Source organism: Pseudoalteromonas porphyrae, from assembly GCF_001298125.1.
Classification (GTDB): domain Bacteria; phylum Pseudomonadota; class Gammaproteobacteria; order Enterobacterales; family Alteromonadaceae; genus Pseudoalteromonas; species Pseudoalteromonas neustonica.
In genome coordinates, this window is the sequence record NZ_LHPH01000026.1 from 23,642 (window position 1) to 49,678 (window position 26,037).

Annotated in this window: 24 protein-coding genes; 12 read left to right on the plus strand and 12 right to left on the minus strand. The window is 40.2% G+C overall.

What is annotated here, in order from left to right:
* Positions 1 to 139 precede the first annotated feature (139 nt).
* The 4 genes from ADS77_RS17970 to ADS77_RS17985 are packed head-to-tail and all read left to right on the plus strand — an operon-like array spanning position 140 to position 3,178.
* Positions 140 to 595: a hypothetical protein gene (locus ADS77_RS17970; RefSeq protein WP_054455658.1), complete on the plus strand. Its 456-nt coding sequence runs from the start codon at positions 140 to 142 to the stop codon at positions 593 to 595.
* Positions 596 to 647: 52 nt separating this feature from the next.
* Positions 648 to 1,487, plus strand: coding sequence for a DUF692 domain-containing protein (locus ADS77_RS17975; protein ID WP_054206513.1), 840 nt, complete (start codon positions 648 to 650; stop codon positions 1,485 to 1,487).
* On the plus strand, positions 1,480 to 2,253 hold the full coding sequence (locus ADS77_RS17980; protein WP_054455660.1) for a DNA-binding domain-containing protein: 774 nt from the start codon (positions 1,480 to 1,482) through the stop codon (positions 2,251 to 2,253). Before ADS77_RS17975 ends, ADS77_RS17980 begins: the two co-directional genes overlap by 8 nt.
* 10 nt (positions 2,254 to 2,263) lie before the next feature.
* Positions 2,264 to 3,178, plus strand: a complete 915-nt coding sequence (locus ADS77_RS17985) for a DMT family transporter (protein WP_054206515.1) — start codon at positions 2,264 to 2,266, stop codon at positions 3,176 to 3,178.
* On the opposite strand, the gene ADS77_RS17990 is transcribed toward ADS77_RS17985, so the two are convergent.
* The 7 genes from ADS77_RS17990 to ADS77_RS18020 form a co-directional block, all read right to left on the minus strand.
* Positions 3,111 to 3,812 carry a M15 family metallopeptidase gene (locus tag ADS77_RS17990; RefSeq protein ID WP_054455661.1) on the minus strand — a complete coding sequence of 234 codons (702 nt, stop codon included), beginning with the start codon at positions 3,810 to 3,812 and terminating at the stop codon, positions 3,111 to 3,113. The two genes, ADS77_RS17985 and ADS77_RS17990, sit on opposite strands and share 68 nt — an antisense overlap.
* A complete protein-coding gene (gene dapE / locus ADS77_RS17995) occupies positions 3,809 to 4,939 on the minus strand; it encodes a succinyl-diaminopimelate desuccinylase (RefSeq protein ID WP_054455663.1) in 1,131 nt (376 codons plus the stop codon). The genes ADS77_RS17990 and dapE overlap by 4 nt, the downstream gene beginning before the upstream one ends.
* Positions 4,936 to 5,283, minus strand: a complete 348-nt coding sequence (locus ADS77_RS18000) for an ArsC family reductase (RefSeq protein WP_054206518.1) — start codon at positions 5,281 to 5,283, stop codon at positions 4,936 to 4,938. Before ADS77_RS18000 ends, dapE begins: the two co-directional genes overlap by 4 nt.
* Before the next feature lie 5 nt (positions 5,284 to 5,288).
* Positions 5,289 to 5,786, minus strand: a complete 498-nt coding sequence (locus tag ADS77_RS18005) for a PTS glucose transporter subunit IIA (protein WP_054206519.1) — start codon at positions 5,784 to 5,786, stop codon at positions 5,289 to 5,291.
* Positions 5,787 to 5,791: 5 nt separating this feature from the next.
* A complete protein-coding gene (locus tag ADS77_RS18010) occupies positions 5,792 to 6,184 on the minus strand; it encodes an ACT domain-containing protein (RefSeq protein ID WP_054206520.1) in 393 nt (130 codons plus the stop codon).
* Between the two features lie 206 nt (positions 6,185 to 6,390).
* Positions 6,391 to 8,544 carry a phosphate acetyltransferase gene (gene pta, locus ADS77_RS18015; protein ID WP_054455665.1) on the minus strand — a complete coding sequence of 718 codons (2,154 nt, stop codon included), beginning with the start codon at positions 8,542 to 8,544 and terminating at the stop codon, positions 6,391 to 6,393.
* Positions 8,545 to 8,546: 2 nt separating this feature from the next.
* Entirely contained in the window at positions 8,547 to 9,761 is a 1,215-nt protein-coding gene (locus ADS77_RS18020; protein WP_054455668.1) for an acetate kinase, read from the minus strand.
* Between the two features lie 380 nt (positions 9,762 to 10,141).
* Between ADS77_RS18020 and yfbV the strand changes: the two genes are divergently transcribed.
* Positions 10,142 to 10,588, plus strand: a complete 447-nt coding sequence (gene yfbV, locus ADS77_RS18025; RefSeq protein WP_054455670.1) for a terminus macrodomain insulation protein YfbV — start codon at positions 10,142 to 10,144, stop codon at positions 10,586 to 10,588.
* On the opposite strand, the gene rlmA is transcribed toward yfbV, so the two are convergent.
* From rlmA to xthA, 3 genes are read right to left on the minus strand one after another with little or no spacing between them, the layout of a single operon-like run.
* A complete protein-coding gene (gene rlmA / locus ADS77_RS18030; RefSeq protein WP_054455672.1) occupies positions 10,569 to 11,381 on the minus strand; it encodes a 23S rRNA (guanine(745)-N(1))-methyltransferase in 813 nt (270 codons plus the stop codon). The two genes, yfbV and rlmA, sit on opposite strands and share 20 nt — an antisense overlap.
* Entirely contained in the window at positions 11,378 to 12,025 is a 648-nt protein-coding gene (locus tag ADS77_RS18035) for an energy-coupling factor ABC transporter permease (protein WP_064435982.1), read from the minus strand. Before ADS77_RS18035 ends, rlmA begins: the two co-directional genes overlap by 4 nt.
* A gap of 35 nt (positions 12,026 to 12,060) precedes the next feature.
* Positions 12,061 to 12,867, minus strand: a complete 807-nt coding sequence (xthA, locus tag ADS77_RS18040; RefSeq protein WP_054206525.1) for an exodeoxyribonuclease III — start codon at positions 12,865 to 12,867, stop codon at positions 12,061 to 12,063.
* Positions 12,868 to 13,116: 249 nt separating this feature from the next.
* On the opposite strand from xthA, the gene ADS77_RS18050 reads away from it, so the two are divergent.
* The 4 genes from ADS77_RS18050 to rluB all read left to right on the plus strand — a co-directional run bounded on the left by ADS77_RS18050 (position 13,117) and on the right by rluB (position 15,834).
* Entirely contained in the window at positions 13,117 to 13,548 is a 432-nt protein-coding gene (locus ADS77_RS18050) for a hypothetical protein (protein WP_054206526.1), read from the plus strand.
* Positions 13,549 to 13,715: 167 nt separating this feature from the next.
* Complete coding sequence (locus ADS77_RS18055) at positions 13,716 to 14,234, plus strand: EF-hand domain-containing protein (RefSeq protein WP_054206527.1); 519 nt, start codon at positions 13,716 to 13,718, stop codon at positions 14,232 to 14,234.
* Positions 14,235 to 14,377: 143 nt separating this feature from the next.
* Positions 14,378 to 14,968: an SMC-Scp complex subunit ScpB gene (scpB, locus tag ADS77_RS18060; protein ID WP_054206528.1), complete on the plus strand. Its 591-nt coding sequence runs from the start codon at positions 14,378 to 14,380 to the stop codon at positions 14,966 to 14,968.
* Complete coding sequence (gene rluB, locus ADS77_RS18065) at positions 14,965 to 15,834, plus strand: 23S rRNA pseudouridine(2605) synthase RluB (protein WP_054206529.1); 870 nt, start codon at positions 14,965 to 14,967, stop codon at positions 15,832 to 15,834. Before scpB ends, rluB begins: the two co-directional genes overlap by 4 nt.
* A 165-nt stretch (positions 15,835 to 15,999) precedes the next feature.
* On the opposite strand, the gene ADS77_RS18070 is transcribed toward rluB, so the two are convergent.
* Positions 16,000 to 16,743, minus strand: coding sequence for a YciK family oxidoreductase (locus ADS77_RS18070; protein WP_054206530.1), 744 nt, complete (start codon positions 16,741 to 16,743; stop codon positions 16,000 to 16,002).
* Positions 16,744 to 16,996: 253 nt separating this feature from the next.
* On the opposite strand from ADS77_RS18070, the gene ADS77_RS18075 reads away from it, so the two are divergent.
* Both ADS77_RS18075 and sohB read left to right on the plus strand, forming a co-directional pair.
* Entirely contained in the window at positions 16,997 to 19,426 is a 2,430-nt protein-coding gene (locus ADS77_RS18075; protein ID WP_054206531.1) for a VolA/Pla-1 family phospholipase, read from the plus strand.
* Between the two features lie 113 nt (positions 19,427 to 19,539).
* The gene (gene sohB, locus ADS77_RS18080; protein WP_054206532.1) at positions 19,540 to 20,559 is read left to right on the plus strand and encodes a protease SohB; all 1,020 of its coding nucleotides are present in this window, start codon (positions 19,540 to 19,542) and stop codon (positions 20,557 to 20,559) included.
* A gap of 58 nt (positions 20,560 to 20,617) precedes the next feature.
* Here the strand turns inward: sohB and ADS77_RS18085 are convergent, their stop codons facing one another.
* Positions 20,618 to 21,949 (minus strand): dicarboxylate/amino acid:cation symporter, encoded by a 1,332-nt coding sequence (locus ADS77_RS18085; protein ID WP_054206533.1) that lies wholly within the window; start codon positions 21,947 to 21,949, stop codon positions 20,618 to 20,620.
* Positions 21,950 to 22,155: 206 nt separating this feature from the next.
* On the opposite strand from ADS77_RS18085, the gene ADS77_RS18090 reads away from it, so the two are divergent.
* On the plus strand, positions 22,156 to 25,932 hold the full coding sequence (locus ADS77_RS18090; RefSeq protein WP_054455678.1) for a hypothetical protein: 3,777 nt from the start codon (positions 22,156 to 22,158) through the stop codon (positions 25,930 to 25,932).
* Positions 25,933 to 26,037 lie beyond the last annotated feature (105 nt).

Sequence of the window (26,037 nt, forward strand, 5' to 3'; positions counted from 1 at the left end):
CATAATCTTTTGATTGGTTAATGATAAACAATGTAAGAAATCGTAGTAACTATTTTACATTTACTGCACTAAGCTGAAATAGATCAGCGATGTGAGCGGTCTTGCTGTTTGAACAATTAAATAATCAGAGGAATAAAAAATGAAAAAATTTACTGGAGCAGCAATGGCCGTGATGGTTGCAGGTTTAGTTGGCTGTAATAGCACAGAAGCAGACACCTCAGCAGCATCGGTTGCAAATATGAATTCAACAACAGACTTAGTGCATTGTTACGATGTAAATGTGTGTGGCGGTCACAATGACTGTAAAACGGCAGATAATGCCTGTTCTGGTCAAGCATCGTGCAAAGGCACTGGCTTTGTGGCAATGCCATCGAAAGCCTGTGGTGATGTTGGTGGTGCAATTAAAGATAAATGGGTTGGGACTGTTGCTCAAACGGATTTAGTGCATTGTAATGACGTCAATGTGTGTGGCGGCCATAATGACTGTAAAACAGCTGATAATGCGTGTGCAGGTCAAGCATCATGTAAAGGAACTGGCTTTGTTTCAATGCCCGCTAAATCATGTGGTGATATTGGTGGCTCAGTCGATTCATAAATGGGTTGTAATAATCTAGGTGGTATTACCGCCTAGATATGAAAGGATGTGTATGAAAGAGCAATTTTTAGGTTTTGGTTTGGGTTTGCGGGCACCCCATTTAGAACAAATAATTACAGAGAAACCAGCGGTAGATTGGTTTGAAGTTATTTCTGAAAACTATTTTGTAGCGGGTGGTAAGCCTTGGTATTACTTAAATAAAATTCGTGAAAATTACCCCGTAGTTATGCATGGTGTTTCGATGTCGATAGGCTCAACAAATGCGTTGAACATTGATTACTTGAAATCATTAAAAGAAACAATTGCCCGTGTTGAGCCACAGTGGGTATCTGACCATTTATGTTTTACCCAAGTGGGAGATATTAATAGCCATGACTTATTACCTATGCCCTATACACAAGAATCGCTTGAGCATTTAGCATCACGGATCCATCAAGTACAAGCGTATTTAGGAACTGAGATGATTTTTGAAAATGTCTCAAGTTATCTTACTTATAAAGAATCTCAAATGACTGAGTGGGATTTTTTAGCAGCTTTACATCATAAAACAGGTTGCCGCTACTTAATGGATGTAAATAATGTTTATGTCAGTGCACGTAATCATCAATTTGATGCGATGACGTATTTAAATGCAATACCAAAAAAAGCGATTGCACAAATCCACTTAGCAGGACACCAAGATTTTGGTAGCCACATTATAGATACGCACGATGAAGATGTGTCACCGCCGGTGTGGGATTTATTTACTCGCTATGCTCAGCAGTTAGGGCCAGTCAGCACCATGATTGAGCGCGATGATAATATCGGCACATTAGAGGCGTTGATTAAAGAGTTGGATCAGGCTCGCGAATTAGTGCAGCCTTTTTGGCAAGGTATGGCTAAAAATGAGTGATTTAGCACAATTACAGCAACACTTTATGGCGTTACTTCAAGGGACGAGTGATAAGCTTGCAGATCATATAACCGAGCAAGGTGAATTAAATACCAATCAACGTTTATCTATTTATCAAAATGCTTATAAAATTCGTTTACGTGCAGTGATAGAGCAAGATCATGAACAGTTAGGACGTTATTTAGGAGATGACCTATTTGAACTAATGGTAGAGGGATACTTGCAACATTTTCCATCTAAATTTACGTCATTAAGAAATTTTTGCGATCAATTACCGCAATTTTTAAGTGCCACGGAGCCGTTTATACAGCATCCTATATTGGCTGAAATAGCGACTTTTGAACGAATGCTATTAACTGCATTTGATGCAATGGATGCTGCGCATTTACGTGTTGAAGCACTTGAAAGCATTGCACCTGAAAACTGGCCTAGTTTGCAGTTAGTATTACAGCCTAGTGTACAATTAGTGTGTTTTAATACCAATGCGGTTGAATCATGGCAGGCACTTAAAGAGCAACAGTCACCGCCTGAACCTCAGCATCAATCATCAAAATGTTGGGTTATAGCGCGGGATTTACAGCGCCGTACACAATATGTTTATGTTGATCAACAAGAGTTCCGTTTATTATCGCTGATAAAAAATCAGACACCTTTTGCGCAATTATGCCAATCCTGTTTAAATGAACTAGAGCCATCGCTGATCGCGGGTTTCTTAATTGGAAAAATTAACAGCTGGCTTGAAAGAGGTTGGTTAAAACAATTCTAAAGGGTAATTTTTGAAAGCAATACTTTACACACTGCTAGCTTTAATCGCTTTTGCTGCCAACTCATTGTTGTGCCGAATTGCACTTGCCAATGGGTATATAGATGCGTGGAATTTTACAGCGCTGCGCTTATTAAGTGGTGCGTTGTGTTTGGGAGTCATTCTTTTGTGGCAATCAAAATCATCCTTGCGTTTAGTAAATACTGAATACGCACCAGATAATGGCAGTTGGCGCAGTAGCATTAGTTTAGTTGTGTATGCATTGTGTTTTTCGCTTGCTTATATTGAGTTAGATACAGGTAGTGGGGCGTTAATATTATTCAGTGCTGTCCAATTAACGATGATTGGGTGGGGGATCATAAATAAAGAGCGCTTAAGTGCGATTCAATGGGCTGCATTTATGTGTGCGTTGATGGGATTTATTTATCTCATGCTCCCTTCAGCAACAGTGCCTTCAGTTTTACCTGCTGTTCTTATGTGTACAAGTGGTATTGCATGGGGGGTTTACAGTATTAGAGGTAAAGCATGCAAGTCACCACTGCGTGCTACATCGTATAATTTTTTTAGAAGCGTGTTGATACTGCCCGTATTTTTTATTGTTGGTTTCGCTAGTGTGGCACAATTGAATTGGCAGGGAATTGCGCTTGCATGCGCGTCGGGGGCATTAGCATCTGGCATCGGGTACAGTATTTGGTATATTGCATTGCCACTTTTAAAAAGCACACAAGCTGCAGTTGTACAATTATGTGTGCCAGTGATTGCAGCTATTGCAGGGGCAATATTTTTAGATGAGGTATTATCAGCGCGTTTTATTATTGCCAGCGCCTTTATATTAGGCGCTGTGATGGTATTTTTACTTGCTAAGCAACCGCAGAGCTTACATTCAACACATAGCGCTGATAAAGCATTGGCAGATGAGTCAAAATAGCGTCTTTTCCTAGTAACTCACTGTTATTTATCACACCTCTTAGTGCGGTGATATTTAAATGTTGCATTAGCGTTGTCGAATGTTTTACATGGCTGATGTGCCAAGGCTCAGGCGCAACGCCGCCTAAATCAGATTGATATGGGCGGTAAAAACCATACAGAGCGAGGTTTTTATCAAGCCAACGAGTGAGCGCTGAAAAAGGCCCACCATCTTGATACTCGTGCGCTTCTAGTTGTAATCGGTAATCAGCCGGAACGGCTGCTTTATCAAAAATATCGAGATCAGTCCCGAAATGATGCCTACTTGTACCCGGTAGCGCAGAGTAAAGCATAATAGCGTGGCATTTTTCAATGTCGGTTAGACTCGTTAGATCAACGACTTGTTGCTGTTTATTTAATACTGGGCGCTGGCCACTAAATTTTGCATTCCAAATGTGTGCTTGGCGCTCAAAACTTCGAAAACTAGAGACTATCGCAAGCTCAAAGCCAGCTTGCGCAGCGGCTGCTTGTAGTTGGTTAAAATCGACAATAATCTCTTTATGCAGTTTATGAGCGTTATGTTCACTGAGTAACAACTCGCTTTGACCGCAAGCGCAATCGCTGAGCTGCTGAGATGAGAGTTGTTGATAAATCATGTTAATAATTGCTCTAAAATTTGCTCGTAAATATCGGCCAAGGCAATAAGATCGTCAGTGCTTACACACTCGTTTACTTTATGGATAGTGTCATTTCGAGGCCCAAGTTCAATCACTTTTGCGCCCGTTTGCGCTATAAAGCGCCCATCCGATGTACCACCAGTAGTCTCAAGAGCTGTATCTACACCAGTCACTGATTTAATCGCCGCAACTGTGGCATCAATTAGTGGGCCACCTTCAGTGATGAAAGGCTGGCCATTCACAATCCAGTTTAACTCATAGACAAAATCATATTCGTCAAGAATATCAATGACGCGTTGCTGTAATTGTTGATGGGTGACTTCAGTGCTAAAACGAAAATTAAACTGAATCTCTAATTCGCCAGGAATAACATTTCCAGCCCCAGTGCCGCCATTAATATTTGAAATTTGAAAACTAGTGGCAGGGAAAAACTCATTCCCAGTATCCCATACAGTTTGGCTTAACTGAGTAAGTACAGGAGCTGCAATATGGATAGGATTTAACGCCAGTTGCGGGTAGGCCACATGGCCTTGTATTCCTTTTACGGTTAAAAAGCCTGTAAGAGAACCTCGACGGCCATTTTTAACGACATCACCAAGTACATCACGTGATGAAGGTTCGCCAACCAAGCACATGTCGATTTTTTCACCACGGGCTTCTAATGTGTCTATAACGCGGGTTGTGCCATTAATAAAAGGGCCTTCTTCATCAGAGGTAATCAAAAATGAAATAGAGCCTTTGTGATCTGGGTGTTTAGTTACAAATCGCTCTGTTGCAACAATCATGGCCGCTAATGAACCTTTCATATCGGCTGCACCACGCCCATGTAACATGCCCTCTGTTATCAGGCCTGAAAAGGGAGGGTGCTGCCAGTTTTTTTCCGGTCCCGTGGGGACAACATCAGTGTGACCAGCAAAGCAAAAATGCGGAGAGCGATCTCCTTTGCGCGCCCAAGTATTAAGGGTGTCTGTAAAAAACAGTGATTCAATATTAAAACCTAGCTTTGCCAGACGTTCATTCATCATCGCTTGGCAATTAGCGTCTTCAGGGGTGACTGAGCGCTTTTGTATAAGATCTTGAGCAAGTTTAATTACGGGATCATTCATAATGCAAAAATCTCATCATATTGAGCCGCTTTATAGCCTAAGTGGTAGTTACTGTTATGGATAAGTACAGGGCGTTTGATCATAGCTGGCTGCTCAACTAAAATAGCCAAAGCGCTTTGCTTATCTAAATTTTCTTTTTGCTCATCAGATAATTGGCGATAAGTCGTGCCGCGCTTATTTACCAGATCTTGCCAATCAATATGTTGTGCAAATTCGCTCACCATTTCATGAGATATTCCGTCTTTACGGTAATCATGGAACTTAAAATCAATGTTGTGATCGGCTAAATGTTTTTTGGCTTTTTTGATGGTGTCGCAGTTGCTAATACCGTAAAGAGTGGTCATATAAATTACTTCTTAGTTATTGTTAATAAAGAGTCTACCCCAGCTGTGACATGAGATAAACCATAGTGTACAGCTCCCAACCTATTACCATTGAGTAAAATCATTGTCGCAAGTAGAGGCGTTTTGAGCTCGCGTAAGTCAAAATAAGCAAGCCGTTCACCTTTGATAATTTTACTGCCGCCTAATTGGGCAATATGGGTATGGGCAATATGGTGTTGATGTGTATCTAAATGCAGTGTTAGTAATACTTTTAAGCCATTATTTGCTTTCAAGATAAATTCACTGCCTGCATTTTTAACTTGCAATAACGTGCCGTTAAATGGTGCTAATATTTTGTGACTTGTAAGTTCAACAATGATGCCCCGCCCAAGAGTGCCGTAACTAAAAAAAGGCTCAGGATGCTCACTTAATGGGCGAACTTTACCACTGAAAGGGCTGCATATTGATATGCTGTTGGGATCTAATTGACGTTGTGGTAAATAGCTAATATCAGAGTATTTCATAGTGCTTAAAGGGATTCGTTGAGTACGTGATAGCCATCTTTTTTTAGTGCTGCAATCGCGTTTTGTATACGCTGTCGTTTAACTAAAACATAATCGGTATCGTAGGTCGATAAAGCAAAAATTGAAATGCTCGCTTTGGCTAAAACACCTGAGATATCAGCCATGATCCCTGTTAATGAAAACCCAAGTGGACCTACGACCTCTAATGCTAACCAATCGTTTTCTGCATCAAGGCTCTCAATCTCAAATGTAGTGGGGCATACGATGGATAATTCGTCGACTGTTTTAGAGATAAAATACATTGATTCTTTAAATAGCGCAGCAGGAATATCACTATTAACATCAAGGCTATGAATCGTAAAGGCTGTACTATGAAGCTGCAATGTTTGCTTTGACATTTTTAAACCCTTTGGCAGTAAGTCACTTATTAATAGTATATACCCAAGCCACCTCAAGATGCGAGCGTCGTTGGAGTTAAAAGCGATAGAGGTAAGTGGCAGACTGCGATTCCGAGGTATTCTAGGACTAAAATAACTTCATTAACTGCGTTAAAATTAGTTACTGCAAAAAGTAAAGCACCTAATTAAGGTGCTTTACTGATGTCTCACTCGTTATTTTTAACTTGTGATGCTTGAATGGCAGTTAACGCAATTGTGTAAACAATGTCGTCAACCAACGCGCCTCTGCTTAAGTCGTTTACTGGTTTTCTCATACCTTGCAACATAGGGCCAATACTTATTAAGTCAGCGCTTCTTTGCACTGCTTTGTAGGTTGTGTTACCGGTATTTAAATCGGGGAATATAAATACCGTTGCTTTACCTGCGACAGGGCTGTTAGGGGCTTTTTTACGTGCAACGTTTTCCATAATAGCGGCGTCGTATTGTAATGGACCATCGATTATCAGATCGGGGCGTTTTTGCTTTGCAAGTGCGGTGGCTTCACGCACTTTTTCAACATCTGCGCCTGTGCCTGATGTTCCGGTGCTATAACTTATCATGGCTACACGAGGTTCAATGCCAAAAGCCGCGGCGGAGTCAGCAGATTGAATCGCAATATCAGCGAGTTGTTCGGCCGTTGGATCAGGGTTAATTGCACAGTCACCATAAACAAGTACTTGATCAGGTAATAGCATAAAAAATACCGATGAGACCAATGATGATCCCGGTGCAGTCTTAATCAACTGAAGTGCAGGGCGAATAGTATTTGCTGTGGTATTGACCGCGCCAGATACAAGGCCATCAACTTTACCGCGCTCTAACATCATGGTGCCAAGTACAACGTTATCTTGTAGTTGTTCATGTGCTACAACTTCGGTGAGGCCTTTACTTTTTCTGAGTTCAACCATTGGCGCGATATAATCATTGATCACACTATGAGGCTCAATAATTGTTACATTTTCGTTGAGTTCAACACCTTGTTGTATGGCAATGCGTTCGATTTCCTCGCGATCGCCAAGTAAAATTGTTTTTGCAATACCACGTTGACCACAAATAGCGGCAGCTTTGATAGTACGTGGCTCATTACCCTCTGGGAGCACCACGGTTTTAGCAAACTGTCGGGCTTTATCTGTCAGTAAATAGCGAAATGCTGGTGGAGACATTTTACGTGTTTTACCGACACTTTTAGCAAGGGTATCGAGCCAGTCAGAATCGATGTTGCTCGCATTATGATGCTTTACCTTATCGATTCGTTGTTCATCATCACATGGTACTTCCATATTAAAGTTATGTAGTAATAGAGATGTTCGCCAAGTATCGGCGTCAGTGATTAAAATAGGTAAGCCGGTTGCCATTGCTTGTTCGCACAAAGTCATAATACGAGGCTCAGGTCTAAATCCACCAGTGAGTAAAATAGCACCAATTTTAGTGCCGTTCATGGCTGATAAACACGCTGCAACTAATACGTCAGAGCGATCGCCGGGCGTAACTAATAACGCACCTGGCGTAAAGTGGTTGAGAATATTTGACACAGTACGCGCGCAAAAAGTGACACGGCGTAAACGTCGGTGCGCCATATCGCCTTCGTTGATTATTTCAGCTTTTAAATAAGCACATAAATCTTTTACACGAGGAGCGACTAACTCAAAGTCCCACGGTATAGAACCCAATAACATAAATGGGTGTTTTCTAAATATGGGCAGTGAGGCAAGTCTATTGAGTTCATTTTCAAGTTGTTCGGGGTTATGTGTATCCACTAAATCAGCGCGAGCTCGGCCTTCTTCGTCTAAAGGGGCGTTTACTTTATTAAAAATACAGCCCAGTACGCGGGCATGATCAACACCGCCATAGTTGCCTGCAGCAATTTCTAATCGGTCTTCAATTTGATCATTAGTATCGTTGCCTGGTGTAAGCACAAATACGATATCTGCACCTAAAGTTTGGGCAATCTCGCGATTTACTCGCCCTGCATAAGGTTGGCGGCGGGTGGGCACCATACCTTCAATAATAGCGACTTCATCGCTGTTTATCGCATTTTCAAAGCGCTCTACAATCTCTTCAAGTAAGTCATCACCTTTACCATCACCAATCATTTGCTCTGCATACGCAAGCGCAAATGGAGTAGGTGGTGTGATAGGCGAACCTTGAGTAACAATTTGGGTTGACTTTTCTGGGCCTGTTTCACCAGAACGAGGCTGTGCAATGGGTTTAAAAAAGTTAACTTTGACTGCCTTTTGCTCAAGAGCACGAACCAAACCAACAGAGACAGAGGTCAATCCAACGCCTGTTGAAATGGGCACTAACATAATTCGACGAGCCATAATTAGTGCTCCTGCGCAATGGTTGCAGCATCAAGGGCAATAACCCACTCTTCATTCGTAGGCATTACGACCGCTTTGACATTTGCTGCTGTAGAGCTAATAATCCCTTGCTTTGAAAAACGCGCTGCAAGGTTTGCTGTATTGTCACAGTCTAGGCCCAAAAATGAGAGCTGCGCGATTACTTTTGCGCGAATTATATCTGAGTTTTCACCAATGCCACCTGTAAAAATCAAAGCATCTAGGCGTTGTAATGGCACCATAAAAGCTGCAATTTGTTTTGCTAATCGATAACAAAACATGTCGAGTGCGAGAATTGCTTTTTCGTTACCTGCTACAGCAGCTTCTTCGATTGTTCGGCAATCGTTGGAGAGTTCACTAATACCCAGTAAGCCACTTTGCTTATTGAGTAAATCATCGATTTGCTGTGCGCTGTAATCAAGCTGTGTGGTTAAAAAGTTAAATAGGCCAGGGTCAATATCACCACTGCGAGTTCCCATCATTAAGCCTTCGAGTGGTGTAAGTCCCATACTCGTATCGACACTTTTACCGTTTTTAATTGCGCACACCGAGCAACCATTACCTAAATGTGCACTAATAAAGTTACTATGTTCAATCGATTGATTTAATAATTTAGCTGTTTGTTCAGCAACATAAAAATGGCTTGTACCGTGAAAGCCATAACGCCTAACGCCATAATCTGTATAAAGTTTGTAGGGCAAGGCATACAGATAAGCTGTTTTTTCCATCGTTTGGTGAAAGGCAGTATCAAAAACGGCAATTTGTGGTAAGCCTTTAAATGATGCCTGAGCCGATGAAATACCTAATAAATTTGCGTGGCCATGTAAAGGCGCAAGCGTTGCCGCTTGGGTAATGCCCTTTATTACATCATCATCAATTAAAACTGATTGGGTGAAATGTTCCCCACCATGAACAACACGATGACCTACCGCAATTAAGTGATCAGCTAAATGATGATCGTTGATCAGCGCAACCAGCGTATCAATTGCGGCGCCGTGAGCTTGGTTTGCCTCAAGTTCAATTTGTTTTTTTACACCTTGATATTTGTACTTAATTAAGGGGGTTGAAGATCCTAAACGCTCGGCAAGACCTGAAATAATTTCTTCAGAGGTTAAAGCATCTAAAATTGCGAATTTTAAACTTGAACTGCCACAGTTAAGAACAAGAACATGGCGAGGTAGAGCTGGTTGAGAAGGCATAACAAGATCCCATTTTTGACAATATCAGTAAGTGAGCATTAAGAGTAAGAATGTAAATTAAAGCAAAGTAGTAATCGGCCGATATATTGCTATGCTTAAGTAAATACTGGCTTGCATTAAAAACGGTTTGTTTAGCTGGTTAAAAAGTAAGTTATTTTCGCTAAAGGCTATTTTTAATGCTAAGTAAATATAAAGTCTAATTGACTTAATGCATGGATATTTTACCTCATTTATTGTTTTAACGTTAGTGATAAGCATGATCAAAAACAAGTTTTAAGGTAAAAAGGTGGAATGGATTTTACACAGGAATGTTACCGCGAGTGTGGTACACTCAAACAGTAAATATTATATTGATAAACCAGCGATACCTAGGAGCCATGATGCAAAAGAGTGTGATGTCACAAGTTCAAACTGGTCGTGAATATGCAAAAAAATGGCCTCTTCGCAGAGAGCTGGCGCCGCTATTTATCGAATTTAAAGTAATAAAAGCTACCGATCTTGCGATTACGGTAATGCCAATTATCGCTATGCTTACGTTGTTTATGCAGTTGAATTATTTAGGCAGTGATTTTTTGCCTCAAGCAATTGCAATGGCATTATTTTTTCTGTCTTTACCTTTTCAAGGCCTGCTGTGGCTAGGAAAACGGGCTCAAACTCAACTTGAACCCGCGATGATGCATTGGTATAAAGAACTACATGGGAAAATGGTAGCAAATGGCTACCAAGGCCAGGTCAATAGCAAAAATCCAAAATACGCTGATTTGGCGCGTTTGCTCAACGATATGTTTGAAAAAATGGATCTTGCCTTTACGAAAGAGAATCTGTAAGGCGCTTAAATTGGCTTACATAAAACGATAAGGTGACAATTTGCTCGCCTTGTTGTTCTAGCTCCAGCCAATGCTCTGGTCTAAATTTCCATGCGAAAGGCGTCATTGTAATTAGATTTTTTACATCTTTAAACGGCAAAGCAATTTGTTGATCTAGTAAACGTTGCTCGACGAGTTCAAACCCTTCAGGTATGTCAATTGGCGTATGTGCATTTACTTCACGGTAAATCTTGTTTTTTAATTCTTTTAAGTGCCAAGGACCTGGACTTGCAACAATAAGTGCTGCTCCTGGTTTTGCTAAACGCGCTAATTCAGTATCAAATAAAGGCGCAAAAATACTGACTAGCACATCAGCCGAATCATCAGCGAAGGGCGCTTGGCTAATTGATGCAACGCTAAAATTACAGTGTTTATAACGTTTGGCCGCGTATTTGATGGCTGATTTTGAAATATCTACACCATACACTTCAATATTACAGGCGTTAGCAATTGCTTGGGTATAAAAACCCTCTCCGCAGCCTAAATCTATCACTGTTTTTGGAGCAAGGGTATGGACGTGGTCTGCAATAGTTGATTGTAAAAACTGATAATGCTGCGTGTTTAAAAAATCGCGTCTTGCTTGCACCATATCTAGGTTATCGCCAGGTTGCTTTGAGTTTTTTTGTTGAACGGGTAGTAGGTTTACATAACCTTCTTTGGCGAAATCAAAACTGTGGTTGTTAGTGCATTTAAGCGTGTTTGCGTTCAACTCAAGGGCGTGTTGGCACAGCGGGCATTGATAATTGAGACTCATGAGTCTAAATAATCCTTATCATAAAAAGTTTTTACCCACTGGGGGCGATAGGTGATCAGTAACGTAATAGCCATGCCATTTAGCATCGCTTCAGGAAACCAAATTATGGCACATAAATACAGGTAGTTTTCAGTTAATTCAAACCAGTTATAGCTGAGCGTGAAATAGTAAAAAAGACTAATAGAGAGTATTTTTAAGCACGCGATAATTGCTGCACAGATAAACGCACAGACAAATACGTAGACGAAAAAATGCCGAGGTAGAAGGCTATAACATAGAATAAAAAAAGCATAGCTCAATAATATTGGTAAATAGGCACTGAGTAATAAATGTATGGGTAATTGAGTAACAGTGATTTGCTTAAAAGCCACTAATAGCAAAGTAGCAAGCGAAGCACTCAGTATAGCTTGGCGCCAGCCCAAGATAAGCGTGATAGCAGTGACACCGAGTATATGTAATTCAAGGCCCGGTAATATGCCTGCTTTAATACGCCACAGCAATGCCATTACTACTGTACAAGCAAATAAACCAGTTTGACGCGCAGGTGTTGTCATCAATGCGGTATATTGCGTTTTATTGACGCTGAGTAAAAAAAGGCAGCCAACAATAAACCACGCAATAGATTGCAATTCGAGGCTTATTATTGGCATTATTTTTAGTTCAGTCATTTAGTTATGTGCTAGCTAAACGTTGACCAAATAGGTGCGTGATCTGAGGGCTTTTCAATGCCTCGTAATTCGTAATCAATACCAGCATCGATACAGCGCGCAGCTAAATCCGAGGTTGCTAAAACAACATCAATTCTCAATCCTCGGTTATCATCAAACCCTTTTGAACGGTAATCAAACCATGAATATTGCTCAACAGTGTCAGGATGAAGTTCACGGAACGTGTCTTTGAAGCCCCAATCAAGTAACGTTGCAAGCCATTGACGCTCTTCTGGCTGGAAGGAACATTTGCCTGTTTTTAGCCAACGTTTACGATTTGGCTCGCCAATACCAATATCTAACTCGGTTGGAGAAATATTGATATCACCCATAACAATGACGTCTTCATCACTGTTGTGGTTTGTATCAAGGTGGGTCATTAAGTCTTGATAAAATTGGCGTTTGTACGGAAATTTAGTTTCATGTGCAATGTTGTCGCCTTGTGGAAAGTAGCCATTCATAACGGTTAAGTCACGGCCATTTTCTTGGCTAACGGTGACGCTAATCATCCGTTTTTGCGATTCATCAGTGTCAGTTGCAAACCCTTTAAATACAGATTTAGGCTCTGCTTTACACAACATAGCAACCCCGTAATGGGCTTTTTGACCATGAAAATAAACGTGGTAACCCATTTTTTGCACATCTTCTAACGGAAAGGCTTCATCATGAACTTTAATTTCCTGCAAACCAATAATGTCAGGTTGATGTTTATCAATAATTGCTTGTAATTGGTGTAGGCGAGCGCGCAGCCCGTTAATGTTAAATGAAATAACTTTCATAAGATGGCCCTAAATAATTATCTTCTTTTAGATGAGGGCTAAATTCTATCATCAAATAGCGGATGGCACATGCGGTTATTAATAAAAATGAACTGCTGTTTTGTTGAACAAATGATGACCAAGCATTAAGCGTTGTTAATACCATATTAAATAAAAAATTAAATATATAATCCAGTTGATTTGTATGTTTGTGTATATATAATGCGCGCAAACCACCCGTTCATTATTTATTCATTTTAAAGGTACATCATGAAAAAACAACTTTTAGCATTGTTCGTAGCAACTGTTTCTTTCTCACATTCAGTCAGCGCGGCGCAGTATGTTTCAGCGGATCATAAAATTGAGTCTAAGTTATGCTCTATTAGTGCTAATGAAGGTTTTTCTGCAGCCAGAAAAGTGGCAGCGCAACATGGTGTAAACCTATCTCGTTTTTCAAAAAGCATTTTGTGCAATGGTGACGATATTCGTAACATTGCAAAAAAAATCAATGATAATGCTCAACAAGCGAGAGTGATCGAGGTGTTTGCTAAAAATACACAGCAAGAAACTCAGTTATGCATTACAGCTTTAAAGCAAGGACTTGCACCCGTTAAAGAAAAAATTGGTAACTTAAATTCACTAAAATGTAATGGTGAAGTAGTAACAGATTTTGTGAAGCGTTATCAAAACGCCGCAATTTAAGTATTTGCAATGCATGCAATTTTTACATGCTTGTATGAAATGGTTGCAGTGAGGCAGGTTGGTGAATGACCTGCATTTCATTAATTCATTGATTTTTAAGGTTTTTAAAGTTGGCATTTAACTTGTTTGTATTTGATTGAAATTAATCAATTACAAGGAAATTTCTTATGAAAAAGTTAACTTTAGCATCTACTATTTTAGCCGCTCTGAGCTTATCAGCATGTTCGACATCTTCAATGCCAAAAATCGACAGTAATTTTGGTAGTTTAGATAATGACGATGATGGCTACATCTCAAAAGTAGAGGCTGATGATGACAATATTTGGGAACATTTCTCAAACATTGATACAAATATGGACGAGCAGATCAGCCGTAAAGAATTTAATAGTTATATGCAACTCAATACCGGTAAAGTTGCCAGCGATACAGAGGTTGCTGACTCTGCTTTTAAAGCCGACATTGCCAAATTTGATCCGATTGAAAACGATTTTAGTTCTTTAGATAATGACCGTAATGGTTTTATCTCTATCAGTGAAGCAAACGATGATGACATAGCAAACCACTTCGGTTATATGGATACAAACCAAGACAAACGTATAAGTCAGCAAGAGTTTATAGGTTATATTCAAACTTATGGTAGCGATGTTGCTGAAGATGAAGCACTTGAAATGATCAAAAATAGTTAATTTATTTACGCTTATTAAATCATACCAATGCCAATAGCTTCGTTATTGGCATTTTTTATGTATTTTTAACGATTGTTTTTCCTAGTTTCAGTTAGATCTGTCATAATAATGCGTTACATAAGCTTGTTAGATAAAGGGTAGGTATGGCGGGTCGGCGAATTAGTGATGAGCAACTTGTTGAGATCATTGAAGCGGCGATATTTGTTGCTGGAAAACCCCTCACTAAACGGCATATAAAAGACACGGTGTTAATTGATTTAAATATTTCAATGGCACGGATCACTCACGCTGTAGAACAAATACAGCTGCATTATCAAACACGCGGAATTCGTTTGGTAGAAGTTGGGAGTGGTTTTCGATTTCAAGCGTGTGCGAGTCTAGGTCCGTGGTTAAGTAACCTGTGGCAAGAGCGTGCACCAAAATACTCTCGAGCATTATTAGAAACCCTTTCACTTATTGCATATCGACAACCGATCACTCGGGGCGAGATTGAGCAAGTACGAGGTGTGACTGTTGGCTCGGGAATTATTAAAAATCTGCTCGAGCGAGAGTGGATTAAAGTCGTTGGGCATAAAGAAGTACCGGGGCGGCCCGCTTTATATGCAACAACTAAACAATTTTTAGATTATTTTTCGTTAGCGGGTTTAGATAGCTTACCTCCGTTGCCTAAGCAGCAACAAAGCAAAATCGACCAGCTATTGAGTGATCCTTCTGTGAGAGAACTATCCGAATGAGTATACAAGGTGAAAAGTTACAAAAAGTATTGGCAAGAGCAGGTGTTGGCTCTCGTCGTGAAATGGAAAAATACATTGATGCAAATCGCGTGAGTGTAAATGGCAAAGTGGCAAAGTTAGGCGATCGCGTAGAAGAAACCGATTTGATCCGTGTTGACGGCCACACTGTTAAAATTGAAGAAAAAGCAGAACGAATTTGCCGTGTTATTATGTATAACAAGCCTGAGGGCGAATTGTGTACACGTAAAGATCCAGAAGGACGCAGAACAGTATTTGATCGTCTCCCACGTGTTGATGGCGAACGTTGGATTGCTGTGGGCCGCTTAGATATAAACACGGCGGGTTTAATGTTATTCACCAACGACGGTGAATTAGCGAATCGCCTAATGCACCCAAGTTATGAAGTTGAGCGTGAATATTCGGCACGTGTATTTGGTGAGGTAACAGCTGAAACAGTAAAAAACCTAACCAGAGGTGTTGAACTTGAAGATGGTATGGCTAAATTCCTTAATATAAAACCGCTGGGCGGTGAAGGTATTAACCGTTGGTTTAATGTTACGTTAACTGAAGGGCGTAACCGTGAAGTGCGTCGTTTATGGCAATCACAAGATGTCGAAGTATCTCGTCTTATTCGTATTCGTTACGGCAAGCTAGAGCTCGATAAACGCTTACCACAAGGTGGTTGGGCTGAATTAGATTTAGAAACAGTCAATTACTTACGTAAAACGGTAAAACTGGGCCGTGAAACGCAGACTAAATTGTCAGTTATGCCAGAAAAGCGTAAAGATAAGCGCGCCAAAATCAACCAAATTCGTAAAGCGGTTAAAAAACATAATAATCGTGTTAAGCAGACAAAACGTCGCTAATTGTTTTGTTAGCATTAAAAAAGCCGCTTAAATAGCGGCTTTTTCGATCGGGACTATTGTCCGAAGTTTAGGTTATACCAATCGTATTAAGTTACTGACCATTTATAACGCAGTTAGCGCTTTATTTAACTCGCTAGAATAGTTAAATATTTAAGTTGATTGGTATTACTTAGCTTGTGCGTCTAATGATTGGCCATTCACGTCTTTTGAATCATCACTCATTAAATATAAGTACGTTGGCATTAAGTCTTCAGGGCATGCCAGTTTATCTCTGTCTTCGCCCGGATAGACACTAGCACGCATTGCAGTATGAGTAGCACCTGGATTGATACAGTTAATACGAATATTGGTTTTACCTACTTCACACGCCCACGTTTGCATCATACCTTCAACAGCAAATTTAGAGATTGCGTATGCACCCCAAAATTCACGGCCTTGGCGGCCAACACCAGATGAAGTAAAGATAATCGATGCACTTGGTGATTTTCTCAGTACTGGGAACATGTATTTAGTGATCATTGCTTGAGCCGTGACATTAACTTTCATGATGTTGTCAAACGTTGATGAACAAAAATGCTCAAGTGGCCCTAATGAACCAATAATACCGGCATTATTAAGTAAGCCATCAAGTTTACCAAACTGCTGCTCTATCGTGACACCTAAGTCTCTAAAGTTTTGTTTTGTTGCACCTTTTAAATCCATCGGTACAATTGCAGGCTTTGGACCACTTAATGCGATGATTTCATCATAAACGGCTTCAAGCTTGCTGGTGGTTTTACCTAAAAGAATCACTGTTGCGCCATGCTTTGCATAAGTAAGTGCAGCAACTCGGCCGATGCCATCGCCGGCACCAGTAATTAAGATCACTTTGTCTTGCAGGGCATTTTCAGCCGCTTTGTAAGTTTGCATAAGAAAGGTCCAAAAGAATTTATTTCAATGATTTTAACATAGCAAAACACCAAGTTATCGAATTTATTGTAAAATAAGGTGGCGAAATTTGAAACTTTACGTTAACTTTAACTGGTCTAATGTCTTGTTAATAACCTAATTACATTATTTTAACTAATATTTATCTATCACGTTTAAGAATTTAGTAAAACATTAACTACACTTATTTATTTGAACACACTATAAAAATAAGATTTTGTGCGGAGCAAACAACATGAAAAAAATGCTACTCTCACTTGCAATTACAGCTGCTTTAGCTGGTTGCGGCGGCGGTGAAACATTAGAAGACGTTAAAAAAGAGACTCCAGCAGTGATCCCCGCTGCTACAGTGAAATTTGACCCTGCCAATGGGGTGATTTCAGTCCCCAATGACTTATTAATGAGCGGCACTAAAGATGGTACGCTGAATATTCCAGGTGAGCTAGATGCCAATGGCGTATCTATTAGCAGAGCTGCCTATGCAAATCCATCAATGGCATTAGGCGCACTGGATGGCTGGTCAAGCCAAGTACCATTTAAAATCGACTTAGCATTTCCACCAAGTATTAGTCTTGATGCAACCTCAGCCGGAACTCCTGGTGCTGTGCGGATATTTGAAGTTATTATGGGCGCAAGTCTTACCGATGCACAGTGCTCTGTGGCACCTGCTGGCGCAGCATGTAAGCTAGTAGGTGAACTTACCTTTGGTGTTGATTTTGTAACTAAAGGCAGTGGTGATGCAGTTGCCATTATTCCACTTAAACCATTTAAAGCCGGTAGCTCTTACATTAACGTTTTAACGACCAGTTTAAAGGATTCAGAAGGGCGTTCAATTAAGCCTTCATCAACGTATGGTTTAGTAAAACAAGAAACACCCTTAATTACACCGTCTCAACTTGCCTTGCAAGGTGCAGTTAATAGTTACGAAAATGTTGTTACTTCAGGCGGTGCAATTAGTAAAGATGATATTATTTACTCTGCTGCTATGACGATTCAATCAGTAGGGCCTGTTCTTAGCACTATTAAGTCTCTTTTGGCTGCTAGTTTACAAAACCAAGCGTTGCCAAGGCCTGCAGTACAAGTACCAGAACAACCAATGTTAACCGTTGAGCAAGTGTTTGCTGCGAAAAATATTACAGGGCTTTCACCTGCTTTTGCTGGTGTGCAATATCAAAAAGGTAATGTAATGTTACCTATGTATTTATCAACCCCAACGGGTACTGCAATTACTGATTTAGCAGACACCTATTGGCAAGGCATGTGTGATAGTGCAGTAGCTGTACTTGGATATAAAGCGGCTGCAGGTGATGCTTTCCCAGCAGAACCTATAAGTGTTAATGACGGCACATGTGCTGCATTGAGTGAAGGGCGTTTACGTGATTTAGGTTTAGATACAACTAAACATTTAACTAAATATAACTCAATACCTAAAGTACAGAGTATGGCAGATGTGCCAGTGCAAGTTACTAAACCTATTTTACCCGTTATTAATATGATTAGAGCACAAATAGGGATGGGCGAACTAACAATGCCAGCTGAGGGTTGGCCTGTTGTAATTTTACAACACGGTATTACAACACAAAAAGAGTCGATGCTAGCATTGACTGCAAGCTTAGCTGTACAAGGTTTTGCGACAGTAGCAATTGACCACCCAGTGCATGGCGAGCGTGGCATAGATGTTGATGGCGATGGTGAAGATGATTTTAATGCAACCACAGGTTCTGTGCTTGCGTATATGAATCTACAGTCGTTGCTTGTAGCACGTGATAACTTAAGACAATCAGCGGCAGATTTATTGGGCTTACGTTTAGGCTTAAACTTTGTTAATGATGAATCTCTTAACACGCAAGATGTAACATACATTGGTCACTCGTTAGGCTCAATTGTCGCGCCTGCATTTGTTACACAAACAAATACACCATTGGCACCACAAGTAGATCCTTTATTTAAAGTGAACACAGTTGCTTTAGCAAGCGGCGGCGGCGGTATCGCTAGCTTCTTGCTTGAGTCCGCAAGCTTTGGTCCATTTGTACAAGGTTCTGTGTTACTTTCAGCGGATACTGCTGAGTCTGCTGAATTTGCTGCGTACACACAAGGCCCTGCAATTTCAAACTGTGGTGAAGCCGATTATAGTCGTGCATTTACTTCATGTGCATACAAAGAATTTACTGCTGCGTTAACGGTAGCGGGTGAAACGACTAAAATAGCAAATATACAAGGTGTTATGACGCAATTTGCATTTGCTTCACAAACAGCCCTAGATAGTGGTGATCCAACAAACTATGCAAGCTCCATTGCGGCGCTTGGCACACCTATTTACATGAATGTGGTTGTGGGTGATGGCGCGCTTAACAAAGCTGATCAAGTAATTCCACCGATGACTGTGAATAACCCTATTGCAGGTTCGCTTCCTTTAGCGCGTCTAATGGGCTTAACGACGGTCGCTCAGTCGCAGCCACTAACTGAGGCACCTATGAGCTACGTTGTTAAGTTTACTAAAGGGCATCATGGTTCAGTATTGACGCCAGCCCCAGATGTAGGCGCAGGGTCAAATGCACAAGACAGCGCAGCAACAACCACCGAGATGCAGTTACAAATAGCATCTTACTTAGCAACACGCGGAAGAGCGTTATCAATTGCTAATACAGAGATTGTTACTGACTAAGTTTTTGTAGTTAAGTAAACCAAAAGCCACTGAAATGTGGCTTTTTTGTGTTTGAATGGTAAGTTAGCGCGAGTTCGGTTAAATTGATGCAAATTTTTATTTGGAGAATAGAATTGGAATTTCTTTATGAGTACGGCATTTTTCTTGCCAAAACAGTGACCCTGGTTATCGCAATTGCCGCTGTGGTAATAATTTTTGTGGGGGCTGCAGTAAAACCCAAAGTAAAAAAAGGCGAAATTGATATAGAGGATATATCAGAGCAATTAGAGGATTTAAAACATAGCTTTTTAGAGCACACATTATCGGGTAAAGCGTTAAAAGCATTTCATAAAACGCAAAAAGCCGACGCTAAAAAAGCAGCTGCAAATGAAGAGACCAAGCCTCGATTATACGTAATTGATTTTAATGGCAGTGTTGATGCTAATGAAGTGGATAGTTTACGTGAAGAAATCACGGCAATCGTTGCTATTGCAGATGCAACTAAAGATAAAGTGCTAATTCGCCTTGAAAGTGGTGGTGGTGTTGTTCATGGTTATGGCTTGGCTGCATCGCAATTACAACGTCTTAAAAATAAAGGCATACACTTAACCGTAGCAATAGATAAAGTGGCAGCCAGTGGCGGTTATATGATGGCATGTGTTGCAGATGAGATAGTTGCAGCACCTTTTGCTATTGTTGGATCTATTGGTGTGATTGCGCAGATCCCAAATTTTAATAAAATATTGAAGAAAAATGATGTTGATTTTGAGCAAATAACAGCAGGCGAATTTAAGCGTACATTGACCTTATTTGGTGAAAATACGGATAAAGCGCGCGATAAATTTAAAGAGGAAATAGAGCAAACACATGGCTTATTTAAGCAGTTTGTTAGTTCGCAGCGCCCGTCACTGGATATTGATCTTGTTGCAACCGGGGAACATTGGTTTGCAACGCAAGCACTTGATAAAGGCTTGGTAGATACGATTGAAACAAGTGATGATACTTTATTAAAATATCAGGATGAGCGTCAAATTTATAAAGTAAAATACAAAGTTAAAAAGACACTCAGTGATAAACTTGCTATAGGTTTTAGTGGGGGTATTAATAAAGCGGGGGTATCCATTTACTCGCGTTTTAAAAGTTTAAACCCGTAGGTTAACCTAATAAAAAACCCGCAGTTAAGCGGGTTTTTTAGTGTTGAAAGTAAAAGTATTATTCAGCTGATTTATGGTAATCCTCTAAATCTTTAGCTGCGTTAGGGTCATTAAAGATCTTTTCATCTAATTGACCTTCTGATTTAGCAACGACGCACGTCACCATACAATCACCCGTAACATTGACCGCTGTACGTGTCATATCAAGTAATCTATCAACACCAATGATAATAGCGATACCTTCAACAGGTAAGCCAACTTGGTTAAGTACCATTGCAAGCATTATCAAACCAACGCCTGGCACGCCTGCGGTACCTACAGATGCAAGAGTTGCAGTTAGAATAACCATTAGGTAATCAGAAATAGTTAAATCAACACTAAATACCTGTGCAATAAAGACAGTCGCTACACCTTGCATAATGGCTGTGCCGTCCATGTTTATGGTGGCGCCTAACGGGATGGTAAAAGAGGCTACAGAGTTATTTGCTCCTAATTTCTTAGTTGCTGTCTCTAATGTAATTGGCATCGTAGCGCTTGAGCTCGATGTACTAAATGCAAATAAACACGCGTGTTTCATTTTCTTTAAAAAGATAATTGGGTTTAGGCCCGTTAAAAATTTTAATAATAATGTGTAGTTTATAAATGCATGAATAAAAAGCGCTGCAACCACAACACCAAAGTATTTAGCTAAGCTAACGATTAAATTTAGCTCAATTGTGGTAAATAACTTGGCCATTAAACAAAATACACCATAAGGGGCGACGTTCATTAATAATGTAACCAACTTTAAAATCACAGTGTTTAGATCTTCAAAAACAGTTGCAACTCGCTTACCCGCCGAACCGCTAAGGGCCATTGCAATACCAAATAACAATGCAAACACAATAACCTGTAGCATATTACCGCTGGCCATGGCATCAATTGGGTTGGTTGGAAACATACCAATGATCACTTGAGCGAGTGTAGGGGCTTCTTTTGCGCTGTAAGTCGCTTCTGAAGGTAAGTTTATTCCTTCACCTGGGTTTACTAATAAAGCCAAGCTAATTGCAACCGTTATTGCAATTGCAGTGGTCAGTAGATAAAGGCCGATAGATTTTCCGCCAAGGCGACCTAGTTTTTTAGGGTCACTTAAGCTGCATGTTCCACAAACGAGAGAGACAAATACTAAGGGGACGACCAACATCTTCAAACTGGCTATAAAAATTTGTCCACCAATATGAAATAAACCATCTACAAAAAAGCCCTTAATTGGCAAAGAGAATAACCCAAGAGGGATTAGATAATCGTCTTCGCCAGCTAAGATAGCCTGAAAAATAAAGCCTACAGCAACCCCCAGCAACATACCAATCATGATGCGGGTGGTTAAACTCATTGAACGGATTTTCGACATAGTAATAATCTATTTGTTATAAATTTTCCATAGCCTACCAGCATGCAAATTTTTATACAGAAAAAATCGATAAATATGAAAAAAAAGTGTGGATCAAAAAAACAACAAAAAAATAATAAAAGTTGTGATTTTAAATCTGAATATAGGTTAACATTGGGTAAATATTTCGAATTTTATAATCAATAACAAACGCTAGGGAGAGGTCAATGCCTTTAATGCGATGGCTCAGTGTTGTGCTATTCAGTTTTCTAATCACGGCTTGTGGTGGAGGTGGTTCACTTGAAAAGGATGGAGGTGATCTTGGTGGTGGTGGAACTACACCAGACACACCAACTTATACCGTTACAGTTCAAGGGTTTAATCAAGCAACGAATGAGCAATCAAACTCAGTAACTAAAGATGTACCGCTTTTTTTGCGTGCAACCGTTTTAAAAGATGGCGAAGTTGTTACGGGTAAACGTGTAACTTTTAGTCTTGCTGATGGAATCGGCTCATTAAAACCAACTTCTGGCAGTGCCTTGACTGATGGTGATGGTGTTGCGCAAATAGCGCTCGAATCCGGTTCAATTGTTGGAGCTGGCCAAGTGACAGCAACTTACATTGAAGACAGTACCTCGCATCAAGGTGTATTTGCTTTTACTTCATCAGGTGGTCAAGGCGATGATAACAGTGAAGAGAAATATACTCTAACAGTAGAGGGTTTTTCAAAATCAACAGCGGCAAAATCAAATTCTGTCACGAACATTGCACCACTAGAGCTACGCGCTACATTGTTAAATGAAGGCGAAGTGGTGAGTGGGCAGCGAGTGACGTTTAGCTTAGCTGATGATATTGGTTTATTAAATCCAACTTCGGGTAGTGCATTAACAGGTTCTGATGGTATTGCAAGAATAGAACTCACAGCAGGCTCAGTCGCTGGTGCTGGTATTGTTACTGCAAATTACTCTGTTGGCAATGTATCATATCAAGGTACTTTTGCTTTTACTTCATCAGGTGGCCAAGGCGATAACACGGGCGTTATAGGCACTGTGGCATTGGTTTTAAAAATAGTTGATCAAAATGGCCAACCTTTTTCGGAAAATAACCCGGTAAGCAAAGATAACAAAGGCGTAGTATCAGCGACATTAACCGATGATGACGTACCGGTTTCAGGGCAGTTAATCAGGTTTGTTTCTAAATATACGGGTAAAATCACCCCAGAATTGGGAACTGCTCTAACAAACTCTGAGGGCGTTGCAAAAGTAACTCTTAGCAGTGGTATTCTTAAAGGCGCCGGACAGGTTATTGCAAGCTATGAATCCGAAGATAATGGAACGGTCACCAAAACAATTGGCTTTGTATCAAGTGGTGATGATGCATCAGTTGATAAAGCAGTCGCGAATGTAGATATTAAATTATTATCAGGTTGTGTTGAAGGGTGGGATACAAATAGAAACACGATATCATTGGATTCAACCTACGCAACTTCTGGTTGTAAAGCTGTTAATAAATTTTCGTCTGATGAGTTAGTCGATATATTAGTAAAAGTGACAGATACAAGTTCTGGTGATGGTTTTGTAGGGATTATTACAGAAGTCACGACGGATTTAGGTCGTTTATTACCAGATTCAGGTAAGGCGCTTACTGATAACTTTGGCTTTGCAATATTAAAGCTTCAACCAGGCGCAAACAGTGGCGCAGGAGAAATAACTGCAACCTCTAAATCTGCGACTAGTCAAAAAGCCTTTGAAATTGCAACGGCAGAGTTAAATATCACGATTGATAACGGCTTATATAACAAGCTAGATGTTGATGGCAACCCAATTGTGGGAGAATTTGTGCCATTAGCTGCTGGGGCTACAACGGTTATTACTGTTGATATTTTTGATGCCAATGGAGCTCGTGTAGTTTCACCATTAGATGTAGAGTTTACATCTGGTTGTGTGCAAGCTGGCAAATCTATAATGGATCAAAAAACAACGAGTATCAGTGGTGTTGCAACAGCTACATATAGAACTGATGGCTGTAATGCGGCGCAAGGTGATACCGTGACAGCAACCGTTCTTACTGGTGGGGCTGCAGTAGTTAAATCGATTAATATCCCTGTATCGACAGCTCCTGTTGAATCTATTGAGTTTATAGATGCTACGCAATCTGTAATTGCACTTAAGGGGACTGGCGGACAAGGGCGCTCTGAGACATCGGAAGTTTCCTTTAAATTACTAGATAAAATTGGGAAAGCAGTACCGAGTAGTCGTATGGACTTTAGGCTAAGTTCAACAAATGGCGGCATTAGCTTATCCCATACTAGTGTATTTACTGATGCTGAAGGCTTAGCAAGAGTACAGGTCAATGCGGGCTTTGTACCAATGGCTGTTCGTGTGCAAGCTTGCTTTATTCCAAGCGATCAAATTCCAGCAAATCAAAATGATAATGTAACTTGTTGGCAAGAAGTTTTTCAAGAATGTGCTAAAGCTGTTGATATCCGAGATCCAAATGTATCATGTCCAATTGGTAATTTATCTTTACTTAGTCTTGATGAACAAGTAATCACAGTCTCTGATTTAGTCTCCATTAGCTCAGGTTTACCAGATGGAAATAGCTTTACCGCAGGTGCTGATACAATCAATATTGAAGCACTTGACTATATTGGAGATATTAATGAAATCTCAGTTTATCTAGCTGATCACTTTAATAATCCAGTACCTGATGGAACTGCCGTATATTTAACAACGGAAGGCGGTGCTGTAGGCACAATTGATGGCACAAGTTTTAATCCGCAGTTAGAGTGTCGTACAACTGATGGTGCATGCAACGCACAATGGCGTAGTCAAAATCCGAAGCCATTTACCGAAGCTAAATGGGGCAATAGAATTAATTCAATTAACCCTAAAACAGGTTCTATTAATTGCGACCCTTACTTTGGTGCTGCAGCGCCTTGTGTTGCCGGAATTTTAAATAACAGAACCAGTCCACTTGGCGTGCCATTGGGCGGACGAGTTACTGTGCTTGCTACAACTAAAGGTCAAGAATCATATATTGATATAAATGGTAATGGTCGTTTCGATACTAACGAATATTACAGTGGCTATGATTTACCAGAAGCATTTGTCGATCACAATGAAAACGGTATTTACGACGGTCTAGCAGCTATTTATGACCCTGTTACGGCACAAACTGTTAAAGATGCAAGTTTTTGTAATGAAGGGGATGTAAACGATCCATGTAGCCCATTAAATACCAACGGCGGACACCTAGAAGAGAGTTTTGATATAGACCTCAATGGTATGCACACGCTTGCTGATGGTAAATATAATGGTTTATTGTGCACTGAAGAAGCAACATCGCCTACTGATGGAGCAACATTTGAAAGTTTATGTACAAAAGATTTAATCGATGTACGTGATTCATTTGTAATCGTTATGTCGGGTAGTGCTGTATATAGCCGTTTTGTAGTTTTAAAAACAGAGTTACAAAACCAGTTTGTTAATGCATTAAACGCAGTTGAAGTAGATGCTGATGGAAATCCAATTCTAGACGGTAATGGCAATACAATTTTAACTTCTAATGCAGTTCAATTAGCGCTAGATATTGAAAGTTGTAATTCAATTTATGGTGAAGCGGGCGATGACACATCAGGTTTAGTCGTTGCTTTAGAGCCTACTGCAAACACAGCATATTGTGACCTTGGTACAATTGATTTATCGCCGAGCGAAAATAATGAATTGGCTGCATTGTCTTTTGAATTGTATTACTCAGATCGTTATAACAACCCGATACCGTCTAAAACGTCTGTTACCATTGGTGCAAATAATGGTAAATACAGTGGTATAGATGGGTTTGAAATGTTAGAAAGTAGCGCAACACGCGCACATGGTGTTGCATTATCGATTAGTCGTGAAACAGAGCCTAATAAAAGCAAAAGCGGCTTCTTAATGGTAGAATTTACCACGCCGAAAGGGGTTGAATCGATTGCAAGTTTGCCAATTCTAGACTTAGGTTAATTGTTTTGTAATGTGATTTAATAATAAATGCCAACCATAAGGTTGGCATTTTTGTTTCTATTCTATATATTCCACTGCAAATAGTTAAAAACACCAAATTGCCTA

Coding starts and splice junctions, on each gene's coding strand:
- ADS77_RS17970 (WP_054455658.1), top strand. CDS start 140: ATGAAAAAATTTACTGGAGCAGCAATGGCCGTGATGGTTGCAGGTTTA.
- ADS77_RS17975 (WP_054206513.1), top strand. CDS start 648: ATGAAAGAGCAATTTTTAGGTTTTGGTTTGGGTTTGCGGGCACCCCAT.
- ADS77_RS17980 (WP_054455660.1), top strand. CDS start 1,480: ATGAGTGATTTAGCACAATTACAGCAACACTTTATGGCGTTACTTCAA.
- ADS77_RS17990 (WP_054455661.1), bottom strand. CDS start 3,812: ATGATTTATCAACAACTCTCATCTCAGCAGCTCAGCGATTGCGCTTGC.
- dapE (WP_054455663.1), bottom strand. CDS start 4,939: ATGAATGATCCCGTAATTAAACTTGCTCAAGATCTTATACAAAAGCGC.
- ADS77_RS18000 (WP_054206518.1), bottom strand. CDS start 5,283: ATGACCACTCTTTACGGTATTAGCAACTGCGACACCATCAAAAAAGCC.
- ADS77_RS18005 (WP_054206519.1), bottom strand. CDS start 5,786: ATGAAATACTCTGATATTAGCTATTTACCACAACGTCAATTAGATCCC.
- ADS77_RS18010 (WP_054206520.1), bottom strand. CDS start 6,184: ATGTCAAAGCAAACATTGCAGCTTCATAGTACAGCCTTTACGATTCAT.
- pta (WP_054455665.1), bottom strand. CDS start 8,544: ATGGCTCGTCGAATTATGTTAGTGCCCATTTCAACAGGCGTTGGATTG.
- ADS77_RS18020 (WP_054455668.1), bottom strand. CDS start 9,761: ATGCCTTCTCAACCAGCTCTACCTCGCCATGTTCTTGTTCTTAACTGT.
- yfbV (WP_054455670.1), top strand. CDS start 10,142: ATGCAAAAGAGTGTGATGTCACAAGTTCAAACTGGTCGTGAATATGCA.
- rlmA (WP_054455672.1), bottom strand. CDS start 11,381: ATGAGTCTCAATTATCAATGCCCGCTGTGCCAACACGCCCTTGAGTTG.
- xthA (WP_054206525.1), bottom strand. CDS start 12,867: ATGAAAGTTATTTCATTTAACATTAACGGGCTGCGCGCTCGCCTACAC.
- ADS77_RS18050 (WP_054206526.1), top strand. CDS start 13,117: ATGAAAAAACAACTTTTAGCATTGTTCGTAGCAACTGTTTCTTTCTCA.
- ADS77_RS18055 (WP_054206527.1), top strand. CDS start 13,716: ATGAAAAAGTTAACTTTAGCATCTACTATTTTAGCCGCTCTGAGCTTA.
- scpB (WP_054206528.1), top strand. CDS start 14,378: ATGGCGGGTCGGCGAATTAGTGATGAGCAACTTGTTGAGATCATTGAA.
- rluB (WP_054206529.1), top strand. CDS start 14,965: ATGAGTATACAAGGTGAAAAGTTACAAAAAGTATTGGCAAGAGCAGGT.
- ADS77_RS18070 (WP_054206530.1), bottom strand. CDS start 16,743: ATGCAAACTTACAAAGCGGCTGAAAATGCCCTGCAAGACAAAGTGATC.
- ADS77_RS18075 (WP_054206531.1), top strand. CDS start 16,997: ATGAAAAAAATGCTACTCTCACTTGCAATTACAGCTGCTTTAGCTGGT.
- ADS77_RS18085 (WP_054206533.1), bottom strand. CDS start 21,949: ATGTCGAAAATCCGTTCAATGAGTTTAACCACCCGCATCATGATTGGT.
- ADS77_RS18090 (WP_054455678.1), top strand. CDS start 22,156: ATGCCTTTAATGCGATGGCTCAGTGTTGTGCTATTCAGTTTTCTAATC.